This is a genomic window from Pannonibacter phragmitetus, from assembly GCF_050510895.1.
GTDB classification, from domain to species: Bacteria; Pseudomonadota; Alphaproteobacteria; order Rhizobiales; family Stappiaceae; genus Pannonibacter; species Pannonibacter phragmitetus_B.
Genome location: NZ_JBNINT010000001.1, coordinates 2,152,299 through 2,173,081, shown reverse-complemented (window position 1 = coordinate 2,173,081; position 20,783 = coordinate 2,152,299). Strand labels below are relative to the sequence as shown.

The window sequence follows — 20,783 nt, the reverse complement described above, 5'->3', positions numbered from 1 at the left end:
TGGCATGTGGAGGCGTACTGCCGCCCCCATTCTGCTCAAGCTTCAGAGCATGTAATAGCCGCCTGCGCCAGAGACTGCATTGCGGTGATAGAAGCGGTTGCCTTCCCGGAAAATCTGCAGACGCAGGTTCATTCCACCTGTCATCACAAGAGTGCCGTCAGACGTGACAGTCCACTTTCCTGTTGCGCCGGAGTTGTTCACCCAGGTACCGTCCGCCTTGTAGGTCGTCGAGTGGCCCGAGCCGCGTGCAGTTTTACCCGTGTACAGCGCCACGACCTCTGCCTGCGTCAACTGCTCGCGCTTCGCCGTCATCTGCGGAGCTGCCGGTGTCGCTGCACTTGCCTGCGGGCTGGACGAACCAGATGTCGAGTTGCACCCTGCAAGACCGGTTGCAAGCATTCCTGCCAAAGCGATAGCAGTCAGAGTGTTCTTCATTATTTCAATCTCCCGTAGCGCACATGTCTCTAGGGCTGTTTCCCCAAAGTAGATTGTTCTGCGGCTTTATATTTCGCAGGGATTCAGTCATGAAATGGTATTCATGAACAATAGAACAGCCGCTAGTATTAAAATAAAGGCAAAATATTGTCTTTTTTGTGCCTGAATTTGATCGATTGCTCGTCTTTCAAGGTGTGCTGCCGATTTGAGAATTTCCGCTAATATTCTGAGAAGAAGAAACTTTTCCGGATGGTATTATGCGCTGAAGCTGGCCGGTCCTGAGCCGCGGGAGGTCAGGACCCTTTTATTCTACCTCAGGGCGCCGTTTCAGTTTGGCCGCATGGGTCAGGCCTGTTTCGACGGCAGTAAGGCCGAATTTCTCGCGCAAGGCGTCGATGGCCCGCTCGGCCTTTGCCTGACGGCCCGCCTCCTGATCGACAAGATCAGCCGGATCGGCAAGGTCTGCATCACAAAGGTCCGAAAGGCCGATGCCGATGAGGCGGAAATGCTGGCCCTTCGCTGCATCTGCAAGAAGCTCGTCTCCAAGGGTGAAGATGCGTCCGGCCAGCTGCGTCGGGCTGGACAGCTGGCGTGAGCGGGTGATGGAGCGGAAGTCTGCGGTCTTCAGTTTCAGCGTGACGGTGCGCCCGGCGAAGCCAGCTTTCTTCATGCGCCGCGACACTTTTTCGGACAGGTCCCGCAGGATGGGCCGCAGCACCGGCACCTGGGCGATATCCTTGTCGAATGTGGTTTCGGCACTGATGCTCTTGGTCTCCCGCTCCGGCGAGACAGTGCGGTCATCCACGCCCTGGCAGAGTTTTGCCAGCCTCAGGCCCATGGTGCCATAGCGGCGGATGAGATCGGACGGGTCCATGGCCTGAAGCTGGCCGATGGTGGTGATACCGTCGCTGGCAAGCTTGCCCTGGAACACCTTGCCGACACCCCAGATGAGACCCACGTGCCGTTCCGCCAGAAAGCTCTTCGCCTCAGCGGCGCCGATCACCGAAAAGCCGCGCGGCTTGTCGAGATCCGAGGCGATCTTGGCGAGGAACTTGTTGGGCGCAAGGCCAACGGAAGCGGTGATGCCCACCTCGCTTTCCAGATCGCGGATGAAGCGGGCCAGCACTTCGGCAGGTGTGGCGTGGTGCAGCCGCTCGGTGCCAGTGAGATCAAGAAATGCCTCATCGATGGACAGAGGCTCCACCAGCGGCGTCAGCGCCAGCATCCGCTCGCGCACCAGCCGCCCGGTCTCGGCGTATTTTGCCATATTGGGCTTGATCACCACCGCATCCGGGCAGGCTTCAAGCGCCTTGTACATGGGCATGGCCGATCGCACCCCATGAATGCGGGCGATGTAGCAGCAGGTCGAGACAACCCCGCGCTGGCCGCCGCCAACGATAACGGGAAGGTCACGCAGTTCCGGATTATCGCGTTTTTCGACGGAGGCAAAGAATGCGTCGCAGTCGATATGGGCGATGGTGAGGTCATCCAGCTCGGGATGGCTTAGAAGGCGCGGGCTGCCGCAGGCCCTGCAGCGCTGGCGTCCCGGCTCCGGCCTTGCGCCGCAGTCACGGCAAAGCGGGCGGGGGCGTGGCCCCGCTGATGCCACATCTATGCTGCCCGCTTCGCCCATGCCTTTTACCCTGATCCTACCGGGAGGCAATCATAGTCCTGATATGGGCTTCTGTCTCAAGCCAGTCACCCGATACGAGATCAAGGCCTGGCAGAGGATCAAGTGCCTCGCGGAAGCGTGCATCGGCCACGAACTGGATCAGCCGTGCTGAGGGCAGGGTCTGTGCGACCGATTGAAGGTTCTGCGGGCTGTCGTCGATGAAGACAACGGGCTGACCGCGCCCAGCCGACAGGGCAGCCACAGCCCCGCCCTTGGGGCCGGAGTTGGTGACGACCGGAAAGGTGAGGCCATGGCTGGCCAGCAGCTTTTCGCGCAGGGGCTTGTTGGCAACGCCCGGCAGGTTGGTGAGAAAGACGATCTCGAAGGCTTCAGACAGGCGGGTGAGGGCTGGTGCTGCGCCGTCCACAATGGTCTGCTGGTCCGAGATATCCTCGAAAAAGCCTTGCACCAGCCGGCGCACTTCGTCTGCTCCAAGCACCCGGCCGGATGCCTCTTCGGCAATGTTGCCGGTCAGCCTGTAGCTGTAGGCGAGGAACACGAGCCCGCGCGCGGCAAGGAATTCCTCCAGATGCAGGATCATATGCAGCACCACTTCGTCCACGTCGCAGATGATCAGCGGACGGGGAGAACGGGGCAGCATGGCAATCTGTTCGAGGACGCTGCGGTCCGGGCTTGCGAGGGCGGACATTGGCGCTCAGGCGTCCGGGTCGCCAGCCAGCACATAGCGGGCGGCGGCAAGCATGGTGGGGCGAACGCCGGAATTCTCGCAATAGGCCAGCAGCAGCGGCTCATCGGTCATGAAAAACTCAAGAACGCCTGCCAGAAATCCCGGCTCCGCAGCCGCAGAGCGAATCGATTCCGGTCCGATACCGGAGAGCGCAAGGAACCGGCCTGTCAATTCTGGGTCGCGCGTCAGGTGCAAAAGCGCGTCCAGGGCCATTTCTTCTGCTTTTTCAAAGCTCATGCTCCGAGACTCAGGAATTGCCATTGCATTTTTGCCTTTCCGAAACGAATCCGCGCTACGATTTGTTCTTAAGTAATGCGGGCAGGGGAGAGACGCCAGCCAATCGGTGCTGTGCCGTCATCTCTCCTGTTGCCGCTTCCCTCCGTGCCGTGACCGGCGAAGGCTGTTTTGCATGTCCAAGACCGTGCTGATCGTTGAAGACAACGAACTCAACATGAAGCTGTTTCACGACCTTCTGGAAGCACATGGCTACGGCACGCTGCAGACCCGCACCGGCATTGAAGCGCTGGAGCTGGCCCGCAAGTACCGGCCGGACCTTATCCTCATGGATATCCAGCTGCCGGAAGTGTCGGGGCTGGAAGTGACCAAATGGATCAAGGAAGACGACGACCTGTGCACCATCCCGGTCATCGCAGTGACGGCCTTCGCCATGAAGGGTGACGAGGAGCGCATCCGGCAGGGTGGCTGCGAGGCCTATATCTCCAAGCCGATCTCCGTGACCAAGTTCCTTGAGACGGTGCGGTCCTATCTCGGAGAGGCGTGATCCTCACGCCTTTCTGCACCTTACTCAGAAGCTCACAGGATTCTGCAGGGGCAGGTGCGTGAATTAAGGTTACAAGTTTACTAACTTTTTACGATTTGGCGGAGGTAGAAGCTGCGCTGATTGATTTCCCATGCCGATTCGCTACTGTAATTCCTGTATTTAAAGGGCACCTGTGGGAAAGCAGGGCATGTATTTCAGCAGATTGAACTGAATACCCTACGGGGCGCCTGGGTCCGCCGCATCTCCTGGGTCCGTGGGGCAAGGCCGGCGCAGTGTCTGCCCGATGAGTGGCCTCCTCGGATTGGCAGCCCTGCGCCGGCCGCCACAAAGACGGAAAACAAGGTCTCAAACAGAATGATCGCCCCGCCGCAGGATTGCGCCGGGGCTTTTTGTTTTAGCCGAGCGGTACCCAGACGGCGCCGGCTGCCGGAATGTGGTGCCCGGCGAAGTGGACCGGCTCCGGGCCGTAGTTGAAGAGGAAGCGGTGCGTAGCCGTGTCGCGCTGGCGGATGCCTTCTGGCATGTCCGTGAACTCCAGCCCGGCATCAATCACGGCGCTGCGCAGGATACGGTCGAGGGCTTCCTCGTCCGGCCAGCCGCCGAGATAGATGAAGTTGCCTGCGTGCATGGCAGCAGGCGTGCCATCCACGGCCTCTTCCACCACTTCGGCAGTTCCTTCCAGAACCTCGCGCCAGCCAGTGAAGGCACCGCCCGCCACAAGCGGCACGGGGGCCGTAGGCGGCAGGCTTTCGACGCGCGCCACGAGGCAGTCCAGCCCCGGCAGGGCGGGCGGAAGCGGCACAGGTATGGTGAAGTCCGGCGTCTTGGAATTGAAGCGCGGCCCGGCAATGACAGCGGCACCTGAAGCAGCAAGCGCGCCCTTCAGTGCCCCGGTCAGGGTAAAGAGCCCAGGCACCAGCACAAGGCTGTAGCTGCTGAAATCCTGTGCCGTTGGCGGCAGTATATCGACGGAAAGGCCAAGGCGGCGCAGGCCCTTGTACATATGGAACAGCAGGGCGAAGTAGTCGAAATCCTTGCCTTGCGGCTGGATGGTCCAGGCCCAGGCGCTTTCGTAGTCGAAGACGAGAGCCACTTTCGCCTTTGCCACAGCGGTGACGGGCAGGGCCTTCAGCTCTTCGGCCACCTTTGCAGCCTCGTGATAGGCGGGGGCGGCGGCGCTGTCGGGGCGCAGCAGGCCGGCATGCATCTGCTCCTGCGCGAAAGGAGCCTGCCGCCAGCGGAAGTAACACACAGCTTCCGCCCCATGGGCAAAGGCTTCCCAGGCCCAGAGCCGTGCCATGCCCGGCAGCGGGTCGGGGTTATAGGGCGCCCAGTTCACCGGGCCAGGCTGCTGCTCCATGATCCACCAGCGGCCCTTGCCGACGGCGCGGTAGAGATCGTGGTGGAAGGCCTGAAAGTCCGGGTCGCCCTGACGCAGATAGCGGCGCTTGTGCTCGGGGCTTGCTTCCAGCCGGTCGGAGAGAAAGCCGATCGGGTAGGCATCCCAGCTTGCGATATCGAGATCGGCGCCTACGGCGTAATGATCGAATTCGACGATACGGCCCATGTAGTTGTGGGTAATGGGTGCATCGGAATGGCGGCGGATGATGTCCGTCTGCAGCCGGTTGAAGCTGACCACCTGATCAGAAGAGAAGCGGCGGAAGTCCATGACATGGGCCGGATTCGGCTCGGTCACGGTCAGGTTCGGCAGCTCGATTTCCTCAAAGCCGGCATAGTCCATGGACCAGAAGATGTTGCCCCAGGCCCGGTTCAGCGCCTGCGGCGACTGATATTTGCGCGCCAGCCAGTTGCGGAAGGCATCGCGGGCCGCGGTGGAATAGCTGAGGATCGTGTCATGGCAGCCGTATTCGTTGTCGGTCTGCCAGGCGGCTACATGCGGATTGCGGCCATAGCGTTCGGCCATCAGCGTGACGATGCGGGCGCATTCCCGCCGGTAGCCTTCATGGGAGAAGCAGTAGTGGCGGCGCGAGCCGAAGCCGCGCGGACGCCCTTGCGCATCCAGCGCGATCATGTCCGGATGGCGGTTCAGCACCCAGCGCGGCGGCGTTGCTGTTGGCGTACCCAGCACCGCCTTGAGGCCTGCCTTGCCCAGGACCTCGATGGCTTCATCCAGCCACGCCCAGTCCAGCGAGCCGGGCTCGGCTTCAATGCGCGCCCAGGCGAATTCGCCGATGCGCACATAGGTGAGGCCGATTTCCTTCATGCGGGCCGCGTCTTCGGCCCACTGGCCGGCGGGCCAGTGTTCGGGATAATAGCAGACGCCAAGGGCGCGGGTGCGGTCAGTCACAGGTTTACTCGGTGCTCTTTCTGGCCGCGCGCCCCGCTGGCGGCGGCAAAGGTCATGCCGGAAAGCGGCTTTGCTGCCCGGGCACTGGCGCCAAGGCCCTGACGGGCGCTGGTGCAGAAGAGGGTGCCAAGGTCATCGCCGCCAAAGGCCGGGCAGCTGGTGTGCGGTGCATCGAGCGCAATGTCCCGAACAAAGCTGCCATCCGGCGCATAGGCGGCAACGCGGGACGAGCCCCATTCGGCCAGCCACAGAAGACCGCTTTCATCCACCACTGCCCCGTCGGGATTCCGGCCTTCGGAAGTCAGATCGAGGAAGACTTCCGGCTCACCCTTTGGCCAGCCGGAGTCGTCAAGGGTTACGCGCATGACGCGGCCCGTCACTGTGTCCGAGAAGAAGGCCGTCTCGCCATCAGGCGCGAAGGCGATGGAATTGGAGATGGTGATGGGGGCAAACAGCTTGCGCAGCTCGCCCCGGTACCAGCGGTAAATGGCGCCTGCGTCCTTCTCGGCGTTCTTGCCCATGGTGCCGATCCAGAAGCCGCCATAGGGGTCGGCGCGGCCATCGTTGGAACGGGTGGCCGGATTGTCCGCCTCCAGCGCGCAGAGTGTGCGGGCCGCGCCCGTTTCAACGTCGAAGGAGAACAGCTCCCGGTCGCTGGCGATCAGCAGCTTGCGCTCGTCCACCCAGCCGGCGGCCGACACCATTGTCTCGAAGCGGTAGATGCGGGTGTGGTCGTTTTCCTGTGTCAGCAGGCTCTTGTTCAGGATGTCGAACCAGAAAAGCTGGCGGCGCACCGGGTGCCAGAGCGGGCCTTCACCCAGCTCACAGACGGTTGCGTCAAAGACGGAGGAAACAGTTGCACTCATCTTGCGCCCCCTTGGCGATGTCGAAGGCCTGCACCATGGCGCGGGCGCGGGTTTCAACGTCCCCAACCGTCAGCCCCGGCACGTAGAGCGCGGTGCCAATGCCGAAGCCATCGATGCCCACCTTCAGCCAGTCGGCAAAGTTGTCCGGCCCGGCGCCGCCCACGGCATAAAGCCGGGTTTCTTTTGGCAGCACGGCGCGGATGGCTTTGACGCCCTCGGCGCCCAGAAGGCCTGCCGGGAAGAGCTTCAGCCCGTCAGCGCCGGCCTGCAGGGCGGTGAAACACTCGGTCGGGGTCATGACGCCGGGGAAGGACTGCATGCGGGCAATCTTTGTGGCGCGGATGACGGACGGATCGCAGTTCGGCGACACGGCCATGCGGGCGCCGGTGTCGGAGAGCTTCATTACGTCCTCCACCGTCAGCACTGTGCCCGCGCCGATGATGGCGCTGTCGCCAAACTCACGCACCATGGCGGAGATACTGGTGAAGGGATCGGGCGAGTTGAGCGGCACTTCGATGCGGGTGAAACCGGCGGCGATCAGGCGCTCGCACACCGGCAGGGCTTCGGCAGGGGTGATACCGCGCAGAATGGCAATCAAGGGACGCATCAGTCAGCCTTTCTGGTTTTCCGTGAGGACCCGGCGCGCAAGCCCAAGTCCAGCCAGTGTCAGGCTTTCGCCCGCCGTTGCGCGCGCGTCAAGGCCCGCCAGTTTCAGCGCCGCCAGATAGTGCGCTGAAAGCGCAGGGGCACCAATTAGTGCCACTTCACCTGACACGTCCTGCCGCACTACTGCAATCTCTGCTCCGATGAGGAGACCGGACAGATGCGCGCGCGCGGATGCTGCACCAAGACCATGCAGCAGTCCCTCCGCCCGGAGCGGGAAGAGGGCGGCTGCCAGCATGTCCGGCCGGGCAAGTCCAGCCGTCACGCCGCCTGCAAAGGCCTTCGCATCCCAGCCGTCATCCGCCATGCCATGGCGCAGAACAGAGGACTTGGACAGAAGGGCAAAGAGTTCGCCCGTCATGAAGGTGCTGAAAGAAGTGACCGTGCCGCGTTCAATGCGCACCCATTTGCTGTGCGTACCAGGCAGGCAGAGCGTGCCGGAGAAGCTGGAGTTGTCTGCAAGGAAACCGGCGATCTGGGTCTCCTCGCCGCGCATCACATCGGCGGGCGTGTTCTGGCTGAGGCCCGGAATGATCCAGACTGACAGGCGCGGGTCAGCAACAGGCGCCTCGACCATGGCGCTGGCCTGCAGCGGCGGGCATGGCACAGCGGCATAGGGCGCTTCCACCCAGCCCTGACGGCTGCCCACCATGCCGCAGGCAATCACCTGCGTCTTGCGGCCTTCCGGCAGCCAATCGGCGATCAGTTCCAGCAGCGCACCCTCGAATTCATGTCTCGCAAGGCTCGCCATGCCCTTGGGCGAGGAGGCTTGCGCCAGAACGGAGGTACCTTCCATGGCAAAGACACGCAGATGCGTGGTGCCCCAGTCGGCGGCGATCCATTCTGGAGAGAGTGTCGCGTTCATCCCGTCACCACCACGCCGCCGTCGATGACGAGCGCCTGTCCGGTCATCATCTTCGAAGCAGAGGAGGCGAGGAACAAGCAGCCGCCGGTAATGTCGTCCGGCTCCAGTGTGTCCTTCAGGCACTGGCGCTCCACGTGGCCTGCGAGGGCCTCGGGCGTGACCCAAAGGTCCTTTTGCTTCTGCGTCAGCACCCAGCCGGGAGCAAGCGCGTTGACGCGGATGCGGTCGGGGCCGAAGTCGCGGGCAAGGCTGCGGGTCAGGCCGTTGATGGCGGAGTTTGCTGAGGTGTAGGCCGGGAATCCGCCGTTGCCCATCATGTAGCTGATAGAGCTGAAGTTGATGATCGAACCGCCGCCAGCCTTCTGCATGCCGGGGATGACCGCCTGCGCCGCAAAGAAATAGGCCTTCAGGTTGATGGCCATGGCCCAGTCCCAGTACTCCGGCGTCACGTCCAGCGTGTTGTGGCGCTGGTCGTTGGCGGCGTTGTTGACGAGAACCGTGATCGTGCCATGCGCTTCCGCAGCCTTGGCAATCGCGCTCTTCAAGGCGTCGATATCGGTGATGTCACAGGGCAGGAACAAGGGGCGGCTGCCGGTTTTCGTTTCCATCTCATCGCAAAAGCCCGAGGCATCGGAGCGCTGCACGAAGGCCACCTTGCAGCCCTGCCGCAGGAAGGCTTCCGTCAGGCTGGCGCCAATACCGGAGCCGCCGCCGGTGATGAAGACGGATGCACCCTTGAGATCGGGAAAGACCGGCTGTGCGTTCATGATGTAGCCCCTTCAGGTTCCGGCGGCGGGTTGAGCTGCTGCTTCGGCTGCCGCGGATATTTCAGTGTGTGTCTTTATGCGGATGGAAAGATAGGCCGGGCAAGCCGTCCGGCCTCAGAGGCGGGCTCCTTCCACCGTGAAAAGCGTGCCCGGCCATGCCACGGGCAGCATGATGCCCTGCTGCATCAGCGCTGCTCCGGAGAGCGTCACCGGTCCGCTCTTCAGGGCGCAGGCCCCGCGCGACTGGGGCGGCGCATCTTCCGGGTTGAGCAGTGTCAGCCGGTAGCGCGCCGCCGGATCCAGCCCGGTCAGCTTAAGCGGGCGGGGCAGGGCCTGTGCAGGCGCTGCCGCCTGACCGGAGGACAGCACGAAGCGGCTGCCATCCCGTGCCAGCTGCATTTCGGCGGTGACGGACGGGTCCGCCGCATCAAGGCGCAGGATGTCTGCGTGCATCAGCCAGTCCCGGTTGGCTTTCCACCAGGCGGTAACGGCGGTCAGAATGGCCATCTCTTCTGGATCAAGCTCGCGCAGGTCCATCTCGAAGCCCATATGGCGCTGGGCCGCCACGCGGGCGCGCAGGCTCATGGACAGAACTCGGCCCGAGGTGTGGCAATGGCGCGGGCCCACATGACTGCCGGTGACTGAGGCTGGCAGGAACAGCGCCGCATCATGCTGGATGCGCAGGCGCTCAAGTGCGTCGTTGCTGTCCGACAGCCAGACCCGCTGGGTGTGGGCGAGGATGCCGGCATCAATCCGCCCGCCGCCGGAGGCGCAGCTTTCGATCTCGACCGCTGGATGAGCCGCACGCAGCCGTGCCAGCAGCGCCAGCGTGCCGCGCGCCTGCGCTGCGTCCACCACGGGAAGCAGGCGGTTGTGATCCCACTTGATGTAGTCGATGGCATAGGTGGAAAGCAGGGCGGAGATCGCCGCAAACAGATGATCGCGCACCGGCTCCAGCGCCATGTTCAGCACCAGTTGATTGCGTCCGCGGGTCTGGTTTGCCGGGCCCAGAATCCAGTCCGGATGGGCGCGGTAAAGGTCACTGTCCTCACTCACCATCTCCGGCTCGAACCACAGGCCGAAGGTCATTCCCAGCTTGTGAACCGCCTCAATGAGTGGTGTCAGCCCGTCCGGCCATTTGCGGCGGTCCACGGTCCAGTCGCCAAGGCTCGTGGTGTCATCATCGCGCCGGCCGAACCAGCCGTCATCCAGCACGAAACGCTCCGCCCCGATGGCGGCCGCCTTGGCGGCGATTTCGGTGAGGGCGGAAAGTTCGTGGTTAAAGTAGATGGCTTCCCAGCAGTTGTAATGCACGGGCCGGGGGCGGGCCGGATCTGGCCATGTGACCACCCGGTCGTGGATGTCGCGCTGGAAGGCCGTAGCAATGCCATTGAGGCCCGAGGTGGAGACTGCGGCGATGAGGTCAGCCGTTTCAAAGCAGGTTCCAGCCGCATGTTCGCTGTTGCCGGCATGGCCGAACTGCACCTGCCTGCGTCCGTCATAAAGCTCTTCCGCCACAAACCGGTGGCCGCCGGTCCATGCGTAATGGAGGGCGCGCACCTCGCCGGAGGTGTTGTGGCAGCCCGGTTCCGTGAACAGCGCATAGGGCGGGTGTTCCTGACCCGAACGGCCAGTGCGGGCCTCGCGCTGGCGGATGCCGGTCGTCCAGGGGGTGGACTGCATGCGGAATTCGCCGATCCACTTGCCTGCCGGATCAAGGATCTGTTCTGCGCTCTGCGGCACTGGCAGCACGGGCGCGGCGAGCCAGTCCACGCGGACAGGCGCATCGCACTCCAGACGGGTGCGCAGCACGAAAACGCCGGTCTCAGCCGCTTCAATCACATGGGTGAGGGTGAGGCCTGCTGAGGTGGAAACAAGCTCCAGCCGTCCCGCGCTCTGGCGGGCTTCATGGAAGGCAAAGCGGGGTTGCAGCAGCTCGCCCTCAGCCGAGCGCAGCACGAGGCCCGGCTGACCCTGCCAGTCATTGCCCTGCACCGGACAGAGGTTGAGCGGGGGCAGGGCATCCAGCATGCCGCCGGTCAGATCTGAGCGGCTTGCAGCCACGAGACCTGCAAGATCCTCACCGTCAGGAAGGCGAGGCCCCCAGTAGATGGCTTCGGGCACACCGCCGGAAGACGTGAGAACAAGGCTCTGGCTGTCGCAGTCCAGCCGCCAGTGCTGGGCGGTGCTCATGGTCATTTCACGGCTCCCAGCGTCAGCCCGGCGATGAAGTGCTTCTGCATCAGGAAGAACATCAGAACGGGGGGCAGGGCGGCGATGATCGATCCGGCAGAGACAAGGTGCCAGGCGGCAATCCACTGGCCGTTGAGCGAGTTGAGCCCGGCAGTGACCGGCTGGGTGTCTGCGCCTGTTGTCAGCACCATGGCCCAGAAATAGTCATTCCAGATGAAGGTGAAGATCAGCACTGACAGGGCGGCAATGGCCGGGCGCATCAGGGGCATGACCACATACCAGAAAATCTTCAGCTCGCTCACGCCTTCCACCCGTGCGGCCTCGATCAACTCATAGGGTAGCGCCTTGATGAAGTTGCGCATGAACAGGGTGCAGAAGCCGGTCTGGAAGGCGATGTGGAACAGGGCAAGGCCGGTGATCGTATCGTAGAGCCCCATTTGCAGCGTCAGGTCGCGCACCGGCACCATCAGGATCTGGAAGGGCACGAAGTTGCCCGCCACGAACAGGAAGAATACCAGCAGGTTGGAGCGGAACTTGTAGATGGCGAGCGCAAAGCCCGTCATGCAGGACAGCGCAACAGCACCGATGACGGTCGGGATCGTCACCTTGAAGCTGTTGAGGATGTAGGCCGCTATCGGCGAGTTCTGGAAGATGGTGACATAGTTGTCGAAAGCGATAGCCGAGGGCATGCCGAAATAATTGCCGGACGCCAGATCGGAGGAGGGGCGCAGCGAGGTGAGCGCTACGCCGAGAAGCGGCAGCAGCCAGAGAACCAGTGCCACGGGCAGGGCGGCCTTGTAGAGGGCGCGGGCCGGGGCCGGGAGTTGATGGATAGGACGGGGAAACATGCTCAGTGTTCCTTCTCGTCGCGCCACATCTTCCAGATGAAGCCGGAAATGAAGATCATCATGATGGCGAAAAGCACCACGGCAATCGCCGCGCCATAGCCCATGCGGAAGCCGTATTCGGACAGGGCCTGCTCGTACATGTAGAAGGAGAGCACGCGTGAGGAGCCGAATGGCCCGCCGGATGTCATGATCGACACAAGGTCAAAGGAGCGCAGTGCACCGATCACGGTGACGATCACCGCAATGAAGGTGGCCGGGCGCAACTGCGGCAGGATCACGTACCACAGCATTTTCCAGCCCTTGGCTCCGTCCAGGCGCGCAGCCTCGATCTGGTCGGGAGCCACGTTATTGAGGCCGGTGAGATAGAGGATCATCACATAGGCGATCTGCGGCCACAGGCCCGCAGCGATGATGCCATAGGTGACGAGGTTCTCTTCCGCCAGAATAGCAACGCCTTGACCGGTCAAGGCCTCGATCAGCTTGTAGAACAGGCCAAAATTCGGGGCATAGAACCAGGAGAACATCAGGCCGACGACGACCTGGCTGATGACGAAGGGAAAGAAGAACAGGGACTTGTAGACCCGGATGCCCCAGACCGTCTGGTTCAGGAAAATGGCGATCATCAGGCCTGCCGGAATGGCCAGCATGTAGAGCGCGAGCCAAATGACGTTGTTCTTCAGCGAGACGTAGAAGGCCTCGTCATCCAGCAGCTCAGCGTAGTTGTCAGCGCCAATCCACTGTGCCGTGCCGATGCCGTCCCAGTCATAGAAGGAGATGCTGACCGACTGGAAGACCGGCGCAATCACGTAGAAAACGAACATCAGGGCGCCGGGCGCAAGGAACAGCCACGGGGCAAGGATGCGCTGGCGCGCTTTCCAGAAGGCGGTCATCTGGGCCTCGGATCTTTCGGGAACAAGTCCCCCGGATCAGCTCCGGAGGACGTTTCTGGGAAGGCCGCCCGCAAGGGCCGGCCAAGCGTGGCTCAGTAGACGCGCTGGCGCACTTTCTCGAGGCGTTCGAGGATCTTGTCGAGCCGGTCTGGCTTGACCATGTATTCCTGGAAGCCCTCCATGGCAGCCTTCGCCATTTCGGCCGGGGCGTCGCGGTCGAAGAACTGAGCCACGGCCGAAGCTGTCGACACCGTTTCAAAGCCCTGACTCAGGAACGGGTCGGCGGCATCCACCGTTGCCTCGTTGTTGACCGGCAGCTGGCCAAGGCGCTTGTTCAGAGCTGTCTGAATGTCTGCACGGGTGACAAAGGCGAGAAACGTCTTGGCGTCCTCTGCATTCTTGGCGCCAGCGGGAATGTGGATCGTGTCCGTCGGTGCCTCTTCAGCACGCGGCAGGCCAGTGGTGATCTCCGGGAAGACCATGAAGCCGAGGTTGTCATTTGTCATGCCGCCGTCCTTGAAGGCGGCAACGGCAAAGTTACCCATGACGTAGTTTGCGGCCTTGCCCTGAACCAGAAGGGCAACCGCGTCCTGCCAGTCGATGGCCGTGTGATTGGCGGTGACATAGCCCGGCTCCACCAGCTTGGCCCATTCGGCGAAGACGGCCTTCACCCTGTCATCCGTCCAGGCAATCTTGCCGGACGTCAGATCCATATGGAATTCGTAGCCGTTGGTGCGCAGGCTCAGATAATCGAAGATGCCTGCAATCGGCCACAGGGCCTTGGAACCGGTGGTTACGCAGTCAATGCCCGCAGCCTTGAACTTGGCGCAGTTGGCGATGAACTCGTCCCAGGTCTTCGGCTCGCTCACGCCCACCTGCTTGTAGACATCCTTGTTGTAGTAGATGCCCCACTGATAATAGGTGTAGGGCACGCCCCACTGTTTGCCGTCGATGGTCATCGACGGCTTTGAGGCCGAGAGCTTCTGTCCGAGGCCGTTCTTCTCCCAGACATCGCTGACATCCATGAACTGCCCGGCCTTGACGAAGGGCGCCATGCGGTTGCCGGCATACCAGCTGGCCAGGTCAGGCGCATCTGCGGTCATGAAATTGCGGATGGCGGTCTTGTAGCCCTCATGGTCGAAGATGTTGACCTTCACCTTCACGTCCGGGTTTTCCGCCTCGAACATGGTGATCAGTTCTTCCAGCGCAGCCTTGGGCGCCGGGTCTGACATGTCGGTGTTGAAAACAAGTGTCCGCTGCTCAGCCAACGCCGAACCGGACACCATCAAGGCTGCGGCAAAGGCCGCCAGCCTGAGCTTGGCAACTGTCATTTCGTCTCCTCCCAGACTGCATTCTTTGGCAAGGAGGTTCCAAATAATGAAACCTAGTCTTGCATATTGAAAACTATGATGCGAAGCTTTAGGACTGTCAAGCAGCAGGCGCACCCCGGTGGGCCGGGCGAGAGGTCTGAAGACTATGAGCACGAAGCAGCCAAAGGCGGATGAAGCCAGTGTCAGCGGAGCGGATGCGGAGCAGGGCGGTGATGGCACCGTCGGCAAGGCGCTGGCTGTGCTCGATCTGGTGGCGCAGGCGGGCCGCCCGGTGCGCTTCACCGACATTTTGGCCCAAAGCCCTTATCCGAAGGCAACGCTCTACCGCCTGCTGCAGACGCTGACCCATCAGGGCATGCTTGCCTATGATGCTGACAGCCAGAACTATGCCCTCGGCGTGCGGCTGGTGCGGCTTGCCCATGCGGCCTGGTCGCAGAGCTCTTTGGCGCCTCTGGCGCGGCCCTGGCTTGACAAGCTTTCAGCGGAGCTGGGCGAAACCCTGCATCTGGCGCAGCTGGATCAAGGGCAGGTGCTCTATGTGGACAAGCGCAACGCCGCCCGGCCTGTGGAGATGTTCAGCCAGGCCGGCAAGGTGGGGCCTGCCTATTGCACGGGCGTTGGCAAGGCCATGCTCGCTTTCCTGCCGGAGGCGGCAAAGCAGCAGGCCGTTGCGCGCCAGTCCTTCTACCGTTTCACGCCGAAGACCCTCGGCTCGCGCGAGGAGCTTCTCGCCGAGCTGGAGGAGATCCGGTCCAGTGGCCATGCCTTTGACAGGGAAGAGCATGAGCCGGGCATCATCTGCCTTGCCGTGCCGGTTCTGTCTTCAGGCGGCAGCGTGCTGGGCGCGTTGTCGGTCACATCCACAACAACCCGGAACAGCCTTGACGGGCTGGAGCAACTGGCCCCGCAGCTCAAGGCCTGCGCGCGCGCCATTGCTGCAGACGTGGAAGCCTGGCGGTTCCCGGAACGCAAGCAGATCTGAGGGAGGAAATCCATGTCTGGCGTCTCGTTCGAGAACGTGGTCAAGAAGTTCGGTGAGGTCGGGGTCATCCACGGCGTGGACCTGACGATCGAGCATGGGGAATTCTGTGTCTTCGTCGGCCCCTCCGGCTGCGGCAAGTCCACGCTGCTGCGCATGGTGGCGGGGCTCGAAAGCACCACATCCGGCGCGATCCGGATCGGCTCGCGTGATGTGACCGCGCTGGATCCGGCCGAACGCGGTGTGGCCATGGTGTTCCAGACCTATGCGCTCTATCCGCACATGACTGTGGCGGAAAACATGGGCTTCGGCCTGAAGATGACCGGCCATCCCAAGGCAGAAATCGAGTCCAAGGTGGCCGCCGCCGCGAAGATCCTGAAGCTGGAGCCGCTGCTTGCGCGCAAGCCCAAGGCACTCTCGGGCGGGCAGCGTCAGCGCGTTGCCATCGGCCGTGCCATCGTGCGCGGGCCGGAAGTCTTCCTCTTCGATGAGCCGCTGTCGAACCTTGATGCCGAACTGCGCGTCGAGATGCGTGTGGAGATTGCCCGTCTGCACCGGGAAATCGGCGCGACCATGATCTACGTCACCCATGATCAGGTCGAGGCGATGACGCTGGCCGACAAGATTGTGGTGCTGCGCGCCGGGAAAATCGAGCAGGTCGGCAAGCCGCTGGATCTCTACAACGATCCGGACAATCGCTTCGTTGCAGGCTTCATCGGCTCACCGGCCATGAACTTCCTTGATGCCAGCGTCAGCGGCGAGGGGCTCAAGGTTCCGGGGCTTGGCGATGCCGTCTTTGCGCGCCCGGCGACGCCTGTTTCCGATGGTCCTGTCACCTTCGGTCTGCGCCCGCAGCATCTGCGTATTGAGCGCTCCGGCACCACACACAAGGTGGATATGGTTGAGGCGCTGGGCGGCGTTTCCTACGTTCATCTGATGGCCGCCAACGGCAGCAAGCTGGTCGTGGAGCAGCGCGAGGACATGGGGCTTCGTGCAGGCGATCAGGCCGGTGTCAGCTTCGATCCGGCACAGGCGATGTATTTCACCGCAGACGAGGCAGGCCGCCGGATCAGGTGAGGGAAGCGTGCTCCTTTAGTCCTTTCCGGCTCACCGGCCCCGGATCTCCGATGCGATCCGTCGGGGGGCGACGGAGGGGATTTGCCAAAAACCTCAAGGGCCGCAATCGCTTGCGGCCCTTTTGTGATTCTGTCTGTCAGCTTGCAGCCCGCCGGGCCTCTGCGCTGGCCGAGGCCAGCCGTTCGGCATAGGCCATCATCAGTGCGCCGGTGCCTTTCTGATCATCGGGGCGCAGGGGTTCGCTGAGGTAATAGGCAGGCGAGCCGTCGCGCACGCGGCCGCCGAAGCCGCCGAGCCCGGCCATCTCGCAGACATTCTGCAAGCGGACGATGCCGTCATCCCCGGCGTAAAGCTGGGTGGTTTCGAGGCTTGCGAGCGCTTTCAGGCCGGGCACCGCAAATTGGCCTCCTAGGCTTAGTCTGGCGCCCTTCATAAGGGCATAGGCAAACATGGCGCTGGCGGAGGATTCTTCATAGTTGCCGGGAAGCTCCGGCTGGTCGATCACCTGCAGCCACAATCCGCTCTTTGGCTGAGCAAGGGCGGTGATGCGGGTCAGCAGGGCGGACGCCCGATCCAGAAGGCCGGATGAGGCGGCTTTTTCCGGCCCGATGAGGTCAATCACGTCCACCAGTGCCATCGCCAGCCAGCCAAGGGCGCGGGCCCAGTGGGCGCGGGAGAGGCCGGTTTCCGGGTTGGCCCAGTCCTGCACCTTTGCCTCGTCAATGGCGTGGGCATAGAGGCCGGTGGCAGGCACGTATGTAAGGTCCAGCGCCCGGTTCAGCTGGGCGAGGGCGTCCTCCACCATCTCCGGCTTGTTGCGGGAAATGCCGTATTCGATCTGGAACGGCAAGCCCATGTAGAGCCCGTCGAGCCAGACCTGCTCCGGGTAGCGCTTCTTGTGCCAGTAATTGCCGCCAGCCGTGCGCGGATGGCTGGCAAGCTGCCCGGCCAGATGTTCGATGGCGATACCCCAATGCGCGCCGGGTGCCGCCTTTTCAAGGAAGAAAAGGGCACGGCCTGCCAGAATGTGGTCTATGTTGAACTCATCCTGCGTGTAGCCCGCCAGCGCCCCATCCTCGCCAACCTGCGGTCCGATCAGCCGCAGCAGCTCATCCCGCCAGATTTCCTGCGGCTGCTGGACTGCAAGCAGCCCAAGGCCGCGGTAGACGCATCCGTCCTCGTAGCACCAGTTGCCGTCCTTGGCGTAGGTGTAGCGGGAGAGATATTCCTTGAAATAGCGCGGGGTCATCGGGCCGTCCTGAATGCAAGGGAAGGGGCTCGGCCACAGCTGGTGTGCCCGTCCTTCCGGTTGGAATTTTGATGCAGGCCTTGTGGCGCTGCGCAATGTTGGGCCGTCCCGCCGGGGCGGCGATTGTTTGGTCTCAGGCCGCTGGGCTCGCGCGGGCAGGCCGCTGGCGCAGGTCCTCAACCTGCGCGCCTTCAAACACCAGATCCTCATGGCGCATGGGCGGCACATGATCGGCCATGACCGGGACCTCCGCCTTTGCCGCGGGGTCGTAGGAGGCTTTGACATCCGAGATCCGGACCGGTCCTATCGGGGCTTCCGGCAGGCCGAGGAAGACGCCAAGCGCCAGCCGCAGGTTCGTGACCTTGATGTTCTCGATGGTGATTGCACCGACTGACGGCGTTTCACCCGTGACGGGGTAGGACGCGCGGGACTGCACGAAGTCCGAATGCCCGTCTGCATCGCAGAAATAGAAGGCATTGGCGACGAAGGCCGTATCGACGCCGTCCATGTCGCAATCGGAGAAACGCACATTGCCGACAGAACCACCGCGCCCGCGCCGGGTCTTGATCCTGAGGCCCCGGTCGGTCTGGCTGAAACTGCAATGCTCCACGGCTACGTCATGCACACCGCCGCCCATTTCAGAGCCAATGACAAGACCGCCATGACCGCGCTCCATAAGGCAGTTGCGGACTAAAACATTGCGTGTGGGGGCGAGGTGATCGCGCGCGCCTGTTTCTGGCACCGGCTTGCCGGCCTTGATGGCGATACAGTCGTCGCCAACCGAAAAATGCACACCCTCAATCCGCACGTCTTCGCTGCTTTCCGGGTTGAGGCCGTCGGTGTTGGGGGAGTCGGACGGGTTCCAGATCCTGAGATCTGCCGCCGTCAGATCCTTGCAGAACAGCGGGTGCACGGTCCACGAAGGAGAATTGCGCACCGTGATGCCTGCCAGCGTCACATGCGTGCAGCGGCTGAGGAAAAGTGTGCGCGGGCGCCGGGCACCGTTGCGCGTTTCCTTCGGCCAGCTCCACCAGTCGCCCTCTGCGCCGCCGCCATCAAGCATGCCTTCGCCGCAGATGGTGAGATTGTCGCATCCAAGGGCAGTTATGAGGCTGGCATAGGCTGCTTCCGGCACGCCTTCCCAGCTGGACAGCGGGGCGCCGCTTGCATCATGTGCAGGCAGAATTGGCCAGTTGCTGCGGTCATGGATTGCAGCAAGGCCGGAGTCTTTGGCGATCTCAAGGGTCATGCCGGACTTCAGCATCAGCGGCGAAGTGCGGTAAATGCCCCCAGAGATGCGCAGCGTGCCGCCGTATGGCGTTGCTTCAATCGCCCGGGCGAGAGCGGCCCCGTTGTCCTCAAGCGCCGTGTCGGCGCCATGATCGCGTGCATCGACAAGGCCGGAGCATTTCGGCGTGGAAATGCTGACGGGCTCAGCCCCCTCAATACCAAGTGTGTAATCTGCTCCGGGTGCAAGGCCGAAAATCGAAAAGACTGCCCGGTCGTTAGCCCCTTGCCGTGTTTCTCCGCTGTGCATGTCCGTCAGCACCCAAGCCGTGGGCCTGGGCAGGGAATAGCGCGCGCCCGGCACGTGATAGCGCAGCGTGATGTGCCTCGGGGAAATCGCGCTGAGGCAAAGGGAGCTGGTTGTGGGGGGTGGACATGGCGGGCGTATTCCTGGGTTTTGGCGGAACCGGGAGACTTGATGCCTCCCGGCAGTTTTCGTGATGGAGCACGGCTTTACCGGCGGCCGGTTCCTGCCGGATGTTGAGGAGCCTGCCGTTTCGCCGCAGGGCCCCTCTCCCCCTTGAGGGGGAGAGGGGTGGGGGCAAACGAACTCTCAGAAAAGAGGCAATGCTCAACCGGCTCCCTCTCAGGAGCGGTACTTCTTCAGCACGTCGTTGACGCCTTCGATGATCTGCTCGGCGGCGCCTTCCGCATCGATCATGCCGTAGGAGTATTCCTCCAGCGTATCGATGAAGAGGCTGCGCACTTCCGGATGTTCGTTGAGCGGGGATACGTTCGGTCCAGCTCCTGCGGTAATGATACCGTTGGCGATCAGAAGCTCCTGCTTGACCGAGCCGGCATCAGACAGAGCCTTGGCGGCTGTCTTGCTCGCAGGCAGGCCGCGGGATGTGCCAAGCGCCTTGATGCCTTCCGGCTCATTCAGGAGGCAGTTGATGATCTGTGCGGCGGCTTCCGGGTTCTTCGAGTTCTTCGAGATCGAGAACACCATGGAGGGTTTGCGGTAGACGCCTTCCGTCTTGGCGTCAGGCCCCGTCAGAAGCTTCACTGCCTGGAGCTTCTGGCCTTCCTGCAACGGATCGGAATATTTGAAGTAGGTGGAATCCCATTCATAGGAACCTGCAATGCGGCCATCGGCCCATTTCGGGCTCTCGAAGAGGTTCACGTTGCCTTCCGCTGCCGCATCTTTCTGCGACATGACCACGCCGCCTTCGACCATCTTGCCGTAGAACTCGATCGCTGCAGCCAGTTCCTCTGGTGTCCAGGCCACCTGCATGGCATCCGGATCGATCATGTCCTTGCCGGTTGCCTGTGTGGCGCGCAAAGACACGAGGAGAACGGCGGTCTCCTTGATCGCGTTCATCGGATAGGCATCCGGTCCGATCTTCTCCTTCAGCACCTTGGCCGCCGCAAAAGCTCGTCCCAGCTCGCGGGCAGGGAGAGGCCCGCCTTCTGGAATGTGGTGGTGTTGAACAGGAACACGCGGCCCGTGGTGGAAACCGGCAGGCCGTTCAGCTTGCCCTTCATGCTGCCGGAGGCGAGCTGGTCTTCCGTCCAGTTGCTGAGGTCGATGTATTCCTTGAAGTCGTTGAGGTCAGCGAAACCATCACCGTTCAGCGAGAACAGCGGCAGCCAGGGCCAGTTCACCTGCATGATGTCGGCTTCCGTACGCCCGGCGATCTGCGTCGTCAGCTTTTCAAGGTGGCCGTCAAAGCCCGTGAACTCCGGAGAAATGGTGTGGCCATGCTTCTCGCCACAGACCTTCAGGGCTTCCTGCGTGGCCTTGTGGCGGCTGTCACCACCCCACCAGGACATGCGCAGGTCCGCCGCCAGCAGGGGCGTGGCAAAGGTTGAAGCGAGCGCTAGGCTCAAAAGGGCTGTTGCTGTCTTTCTCATGGTTTTCTCCTCCCGGTTTGTGCCGGAGCA

At 62.6% G+C, this 20,783-nt stretch carries 18 protein-coding genes and 1 pseudogene; 3 read left to right on the top strand and 16 right to left on the bottom strand.

The genetic code is table 11. From position 1 onward, the window contains the following. Positions 1 to 42 precede the first annotated feature (42 nt). The 4 genes from ACQB61_RS10200 to ACQB61_RS10185 all read right to left on the bottom strand — a co-directional run bounded on the left by ACQB61_RS10200 (position 43) and on the right by ACQB61_RS10185 (position 3,032). On the bottom strand, positions 43 to 435 hold the full coding sequence (locus ACQB61_RS10200) for a DUF995 domain-containing protein (protein WP_430512547.1): 393 nt from the start codon (positions 433 to 435) through the stop codon (positions 43 to 45). A gap of 304 nt (positions 436 to 739) precedes the next feature. Next, positions 740 to 2,068: a DNA polymerase IV gene (locus ACQB61_RS10195; protein WP_430512546.1), complete on the bottom strand. Its 1,329-nt coding sequence runs from the start codon at positions 2,066 to 2,068 to the stop codon at positions 740 to 742. 16 nt (positions 2,069 to 2,084) lie between these two features. After that, positions 2,085 to 2,756 carry a hypothetical protein gene (locus tag ACQB61_RS10190; RefSeq protein WP_430512545.1) on the bottom strand — a complete coding sequence of 224 codons (672 nt, stop codon included), beginning with the start codon at positions 2,754 to 2,756 and terminating at the stop codon, positions 2,085 to 2,087. Positions 2,757 to 2,762: 6 nt separating this feature from the next. Next, positions 2,763 to 3,032: a DUF3572 domain-containing protein gene (locus ACQB61_RS10185; RefSeq protein WP_430512544.1), complete on the bottom strand. Its 270-nt coding sequence runs from the start codon at positions 3,030 to 3,032 to the stop codon at positions 2,763 to 2,765. Positions 3,033 to 3,204: 172 nt separating this feature from the next. Here ACQB61_RS10185 and ACQB61_RS10180 point away from each other — a divergent pair, with 172 nt between their 5' ends. Continuing rightward, positions 3,205 to 3,576 carry a response regulator gene (locus tag ACQB61_RS10180; RefSeq protein ID WP_050471810.1) on the top strand — a complete coding sequence of 124 codons (372 nt, stop codon included), beginning with the start codon at positions 3,205 to 3,207 and terminating at the stop codon, positions 3,574 to 3,576. Positions 3,577 to 3,970: 394 nt separating this feature from the next. On the opposite strand, the gene ACQB61_RS10175 is transcribed toward ACQB61_RS10180, so the two are convergent. The 9 genes from ACQB61_RS10175 to ACQB61_RS10135 form a co-directional block, all read right to left on the bottom strand. Next, positions 3,971 to 5,884, bottom strand: a complete 1,914-nt coding sequence (locus tag ACQB61_RS10175) for a beta-galactosidase (protein WP_430512543.1) — start codon at positions 5,882 to 5,884, stop codon at positions 3,971 to 3,973. Then, positions 5,881 to 6,750: an SMP-30/gluconolactonase/LRE family protein gene (locus tag ACQB61_RS10170; protein WP_430512542.1), complete on the bottom strand. Its 870-nt coding sequence runs from the start codon at positions 6,748 to 6,750 to the stop codon at positions 5,881 to 5,883. Before ACQB61_RS10170 ends, ACQB61_RS10175 begins: the two co-directional genes overlap by 4 nt. Further along, a complete protein-coding gene (locus ACQB61_RS10165) occupies positions 6,722 to 7,357 on the bottom strand; it encodes a 2-dehydro-3-deoxy-6-phosphogalactonate aldolase (protein ID WP_430512541.1) in 636 nt (211 codons plus the stop codon). Before ACQB61_RS10165 ends, ACQB61_RS10170 begins: the two co-directional genes overlap by 29 nt. A 3-nt stretch (positions 7,358 to 7,360) precedes the next feature. After that, positions 7,361 to 8,278, bottom strand: coding sequence for a 2-dehydro-3-deoxygalactonokinase (locus tag ACQB61_RS10160; RefSeq protein WP_430512540.1), 918 nt, complete (start codon positions 8,276 to 8,278; stop codon positions 7,361 to 7,363). Next, positions 8,275 to 9,045: an SDR family NAD(P)-dependent oxidoreductase gene (locus ACQB61_RS10155; RefSeq protein WP_430512539.1), complete on the bottom strand. Its 771-nt coding sequence runs from the start codon at positions 9,043 to 9,045 to the stop codon at positions 8,275 to 8,277. Before ACQB61_RS10155 ends, ACQB61_RS10160 begins: the two co-directional genes overlap by 4 nt. Before the next feature lie 114 nt (positions 9,046 to 9,159). Then, entirely contained in the window at positions 9,160 to 11,244 is a 2,085-nt protein-coding gene (locus tag ACQB61_RS10150; protein WP_430512538.1) for an alpha-galactosidase, read from the bottom strand. Beyond that, positions 11,241 to 12,086 (bottom strand): carbohydrate ABC transporter permease, encoded by an 846-nt coding sequence (locus tag ACQB61_RS10145; protein ID WP_430512537.1) that lies wholly within the window; start codon positions 12,084 to 12,086, stop codon positions 11,241 to 11,243. Before ACQB61_RS10145 ends, ACQB61_RS10150 begins: the two co-directional genes overlap by 4 nt. A 2-nt stretch (positions 12,087 to 12,088) precedes the next feature. Next, positions 12,089 to 12,976 (bottom strand): carbohydrate ABC transporter permease, encoded by an 888-nt coding sequence (locus ACQB61_RS10140; protein WP_430512536.1) that lies wholly within the window; start codon positions 12,974 to 12,976, stop codon positions 12,089 to 12,091. 92 nt (positions 12,977 to 13,068) lie between these two features. Then, positions 13,069 to 14,307: an ABC transporter substrate-binding protein gene (locus tag ACQB61_RS10135; RefSeq protein ID WP_430512535.1), complete on the bottom strand. Its 1,239-nt coding sequence runs from the start codon at positions 14,305 to 14,307 to the stop codon at positions 13,069 to 13,071. Between the two features lie 145 nt (positions 14,308 to 14,452). Between ACQB61_RS10135 and ACQB61_RS10130 the strand changes: the two genes are divergently transcribed. Both ACQB61_RS10130 and ACQB61_RS10125 read left to right on the top strand, forming a co-directional pair. Then, on the top strand, positions 14,453 to 15,289 hold the full coding sequence (locus ACQB61_RS10130) for an IclR family transcriptional regulator (protein ID WP_430512534.1): 837 nt from the start codon (positions 14,453 to 14,455) through the stop codon (positions 15,287 to 15,289). A gap of 12 nt (positions 15,290 to 15,301) precedes the next feature. After that, positions 15,302 to 16,363 carry an ABC transporter ATP-binding protein gene (locus ACQB61_RS10125; protein WP_430512533.1) on the top strand — a complete coding sequence of 354 codons (1,062 nt, stop codon included), beginning with the start codon at positions 15,302 to 15,304 and terminating at the stop codon, positions 16,361 to 16,363. Between the two features lie 136 nt (positions 16,364 to 16,499). Here ACQB61_RS10125 and ACQB61_RS10120 read toward each other — a convergent pair whose 3' ends face one another. The 3 genes and pseudogenes from ACQB61_RS10120 to ACQB61_RS10110 form a co-directional block, all read right to left on the bottom strand. Then, complete coding sequence (locus ACQB61_RS10120; protein ID WP_430512532.1) at positions 16,500 to 17,612, bottom strand: glycoside hydrolase family 88/105 protein; 1,113 nt, start codon at positions 17,610 to 17,612, stop codon at positions 16,500 to 16,502. A 133-nt stretch (positions 17,613 to 17,745) separates the two neighbouring features. Further along, positions 17,746 to 19,149 (bottom strand): glycoside hydrolase family 28 protein, encoded by a 1,404-nt coding sequence (locus ACQB61_RS10115; protein ID WP_430512531.1) that lies wholly within the window; start codon positions 19,147 to 19,149, stop codon positions 17,746 to 17,748. A 336-nt stretch (positions 19,150 to 19,485) separates the two neighbouring features. After that, positions 19,486 to 20,753 (bottom strand): annotated as a pseudogene (locus tag ACQB61_RS10110) (ABC transporter substrate-binding protein). Positions 20,754 to 20,783: the final 30 nt, after the last annotated feature.

What these genes read in the sequence shown, in the direction of transcription:
- ACQB61_RS10200 (WP_430512547.1), bottom strand. Translation starts at nt 435, where the DNA reads ATGAAGAACACTCTGACTGCTATCGCTTTGGCAGGAATGCTTGCAACC.
- ACQB61_RS10195 (WP_430512546.1), bottom strand. Translation starts at nt 2,068, where the DNA reads ATGGGCGAAGCGGGCAGCATAGATGTGGCATCAGCGGGGCCACGCCCC.
- ACQB61_RS10190 (WP_430512545.1), bottom strand. Translation starts at nt 2,756, where the DNA reads ATGTCCGCCCTCGCAAGCCCGGACCGCAGCGTCCTCGAACAGATTGCC.
- ACQB61_RS10185 (WP_430512544.1), bottom strand. Translation starts at nt 3,032, where the DNA reads ATGAGCTTTGAAAAAGCAGAAGAAATGGCCCTGGACGCGCTTTTGCAC.
- ACQB61_RS10180 (WP_050471810.1), top strand. Translation starts at nt 3,205, where the DNA reads ATGTCCAAGACCGTGCTGATCGTTGAAGACAACGAACTCAACATGAAG.
- ACQB61_RS10170 (WP_430512542.1), bottom strand. Translation starts at nt 6,750, where the DNA reads ATGAGTGCAACTGTTTCCTCCGTCTTTGACGCAACCGTCTGTGAGCTG.
- ACQB61_RS10165 (WP_430512541.1), bottom strand. Translation starts at nt 7,357, where the DNA reads ATGCGTCCCTTGATTGCCATTCTGCGCGGTATCACCCCTGCCGAAGCC.
- ACQB61_RS10160 (WP_430512540.1), bottom strand. Translation starts at nt 8,278, where the DNA reads ATGAACGCGACACTCTCTCCAGAATGGATCGCCGCCGACTGGGGCACC.
- ACQB61_RS10155 (WP_430512539.1), bottom strand. Translation starts at nt 9,045, where the DNA reads ATGAACGCACAGCCGGTCTTTCCCGATCTCAAGGGTGCATCCGTCTTC.
- ACQB61_RS10150 (WP_430512538.1), bottom strand. Translation starts at nt 11,244, where the DNA reads ATGACCATGAGCACCGCCCAGCACTGGCGGCTGGACTGCGACAGCCAG.
- ACQB61_RS10145 (WP_430512537.1), bottom strand. Translation starts at nt 12,086, where the DNA reads ATGTTTCCCCGTCCTATCCATCAACTCCCGGCCCCGGCCCGCGCCCTC.
- ACQB61_RS10140 (WP_430512536.1), bottom strand. Translation starts at nt 12,976, where the DNA reads ATGACCGCCTTCTGGAAAGCGCGCCAGCGCATCCTTGCCCCGTGGCTG.
- ACQB61_RS10135 (WP_430512535.1), bottom strand. Translation starts at nt 14,307, where the DNA reads ATGACAGTTGCCAAGCTCAGGCTGGCGGCCTTTGCCGCAGCCTTGATG.
- ACQB61_RS10130 (WP_430512534.1), top strand. Translation starts at nt 14,453, where the DNA reads ATGAGCACGAAGCAGCCAAAGGCGGATGAAGCCAGTGTCAGCGGAGCG.
- ACQB61_RS10125 (WP_430512533.1), top strand. Translation starts at nt 15,302, where the DNA reads ATGTCTGGCGTCTCGTTCGAGAACGTGGTCAAGAAGTTCGGTGAGGTC.
- ACQB61_RS10120 (WP_430512532.1), bottom strand. Translation starts at nt 17,612, where the DNA reads ATGACCCCGCGCTATTTCAAGGAATATCTCTCCCGCTACACCTACGCC.
- ACQB61_RS10115 (WP_430512531.1), bottom strand. Translation starts at nt 19,149, where the DNA reads ATGCACAGCGGAGAAACACGGCAAGGGGCTAACGACCGGGCAGTCTTT.